2 protein-coding genes are annotated in these 3015 nt (G+C 44.3%); both read left to right on the top strand.

Annotation, left to right across the window (positions count from 1 at the left end; translation table 11 throughout):
- Nucleotides 1–67: 67 nt before the first annotated feature.
- Entirely contained in the window at nt 68–1624 is a 1557-nt protein-coding gene (locus IQ260_RS29375) for an AAA-like domain-containing protein (protein ID WP_193996600.1), read from the top strand.
- Between the two features lie 31 nt (nt 1625–1655).
- Nucleotides 1656–3015: AAA-like domain-containing protein (locus tag IQ260_RS29370; RefSeq protein WP_193996599.1), on the top strand; the 1360-nt coding region annotated here is incomplete at its 3' end.

Raw genomic sequence — 3015 nt, 5'->3', positions numbered from 1 at the left:
GTTAAAGGCAGCTGTAGAACGAGCTATTAAACAGAAAAATCAGATTGCTATTATTCATCGAGCAAACATGCTAGATATGCAAATAGCACAGACTCTAGAAAAAGCTATTCAATTAGCTGGTTGTCAAACTTTTTTAGCTAACTTAGATACCATTTCAAGTTCTGGAACTATTTGGACTAACCAGCTTGAATATAGACTCACTTGCTGTAGCCATTTTATCTTATTGCTTTCTGCTCAGATGGCAACAAGTGAAATGGTTATTGAGATTTTACATCAAATTCTAAATCAAGACATAGAGCAATATAATCACAAACCTTGGCTTTTAGTACTTCACTTGCATACAGATATTCCTTTTCACTTAAATCATGATCTTCGCAACTATCTGACTCTAGCACGGCAGTACAATTGGAAAAAAACAGAAGATGAAAAAGAGCTGATTCAGGATCTTCTGAAAATCATTAAGGCTGGTAACCCTCCACCGATAATTTCTGCTACGTACAGAACTGTGTGTAATAGTGAAAGGTCTAAATTCCCTCTCACTATTTTGGATCAGCCTAACAGCTCTTTTGTTATACCGCCTTCTCATGTTGCAGAACCAGAATTGCCACAAGGGCAGGTACGTCTTGCCTCTGCTTTTTATATCGAGCGTCATCCTCAGGATAGTCTCTGTTATGAGGAAATCTCTAAGCCTGGTGCACTCATTCGGATAAAGGCTCCGCGCCAGATGGGGAAAACTTCTCTCATGGCCCGGATCCTTAATATAGCCCAAGAGCAAGAGTATCGAGTCATTCCTCTAAGTTTTCAGCATGCTGATAGAGAGATTTTTAGCAATCTCGAGCAATTACTGCGCTGGCTCTGTGTTCGAGTTTCGCGGAAATTGGGTCTTTCCCCTCGCTTGAATGATTTTTGGACAGACACCTATGGTAGCAAGGATAACTGCACCGCCTACTTCGAGGATTATTTGTTACCAGAAATTGCTACACCTTTAGTGTTAGGTATGGATGAGGTTGATCGGGTCTTTCAGTATACCGATATTGTCGATGACTTTTTTGGCCTGCTGAGGGCCTGGTATGAAGAGGCCGGTTATGGTGTGGGTGGCAGTAGTCTCTGGGAAAAACTACGGCTGGTGGTGGTGCATTCCACAGAAGGATATATTCCCCTGGATATTAACCAGTCACCCTTTAATGTGGGTTTGCCCATCGAGCTGAAGGAGTTTGAACTAGAACAGGTTAGCGATCTGGCCGGTCGGCATGGTTTGCACTGGAGCCCTGACCAGCTTGAGCAGCTGGTGGCGTTAATTGGTGGTCATCCCTATCTGGTGAGAGTTGCATTTTATCAGATTGTCCAAGGAGAGCTGACCTGGGAGCAGCTGCTTCAGAGTGCTCCCACAGAATCAGGCATTTATGGTGATCATCTGCGCCGTCATTTATGGAATTTAAACCGTGACTCTGTTTTAGCTGAGGCGTTTAGTCAGGTTTTGGCGAGTCAGGAACCGGTGGCCCTTGAATCGGCCCACGCGTTTAAGCTCCATAGTCTGGGTCTGGTTAAGCTGCAGGGAAATGGTGTGGTGCCTAGCTTTGAGCTTTATCGACAGTATTTTAGCGATCGGTTGAATTGTTCTTAATTGTTGGTACATATAGAGCTGGAGAAGGGTGATGAAATATAAAGTGGGGGGACATTTACCCCTGGATGCGCCTAGCTATATTGTGCGGGAAGCGGATGAGGCACTATACCGGGCGTTAAAGGCAGGCGAGCTGTGTTACGTATTTAACTCGCGCCAAATGGGTAAAACCAGTCTGCGGGTACGCACATTCCATCGTTTACGGCAGGCTGGTGTGGCTTGTGCTGCCATTGATCTCAACAAAATTGGCAGTAAGGATATCACGGCTCAGCAATGGTATGCCGGTCTGATGCGTCGGCTGGTGACGAGCTTTTGTCTACCGGTAAAACTTCGTGACTGGCTAAAGGAGTATGATTATCTCTCACCCGTAAAGGTTCTAAATGAGTTTATTGAACAGATCTTATTAGCCCATGTGACTGAGCCCATTGTTATCTTTATTGATGAAATTGATAGCATGCGGCGGTTGCCATTTGAAACTGATGACTTTTTTGCCTGTATCCGCTCTTGTCTAGATTCTGGTCACTTGACCTTTGCGCTTTTAGGGGTGACCACACCCTCCGATTTGATCACGGATAAGTACTGTACTCCGTTTAATGTGGGCCGAGCCATTGACCTACATGGCTTTACGTTTGAGGAAGCCCGTACCTTGGCGAAAGGGTTAGTCAATGCTGAACGTCCAGAGACTTTACTGCGATATATTTTGGATTGGACAGGGGGACAGCCATTGTTGACCCAAAAGCTTTGTCAGGCAATTACAGCTAAAAAAGAGGCCATTAAAGCAGGAGAGGAACAGCGCTATGTGGAAGTCTTGGTTGAAAGGCGCATTTTAGATAACTGGGAAGCTCAGGATGAGCCGCCCCATTTAAAGACAATCCGCGATCGTTTGCTCAATATTGAAAAACGAACGGGACCCCTATTACAGCTTTACGAACGTATTCTCCAAGATGGTGATGTATCTGCCGATGACAGTAGCGAACAGTTAGAGCTACAGCTGGCAGGCCTGGTGGTCAAGCGGGACGAACAACTGCGGGTGTATAACCGGATTTATGCCACGGTATTTAACAATCAGTGGGTACAGCGGGTGCTATCAAATGTTTATGAGGAGTTTATGAAAACGGTCTCTAAACAAGAACAGAAGCTGCTGTCCATGCTGAATGTGATGGAGGGCAAGGGGTTTGATTATATTTTAAGTGAGATTCTAAGTGAGATTACACTCAAAATGAGTGTATTGTTAAGAGCCGACCGTACCACTATTTTCTTTATTGATCCCGAAAGAAATGAATTATGGTCTATCAAGGCCAATAGTGGTAATGCTAAATATCCTACTATCAATATTTTAACTAATGAAGCGAGTACAGAGCAGCTGACAGAATTTCAACAATTTATAGAGGCTA

The sequence above is a fragment of the Leptolyngbya cf. ectocarpi LEGE 11479 genome, from assembly GCF_015207065.1.
Taxonomy (GTDB): Bacteria; Cyanobacteriota; Cyanobacteriia; order Phormidesmidales; family Phormidesmidaceae; genus Leptothoe; species Leptothoe ectocarpi.
Note: the sequence above shows the minus strand (reverse complement) of the source record. Positions and strands in the feature narration are given on the sequence as shown.

Coding starts and splice junctions, on each gene's coding strand:
- IQ260_RS29375 (WP_193996600.1), top strand. CDS start 68: ATGCTAGATATGCAAATAGCACAGACTCTAGAAAAAGCTATTCAATTA.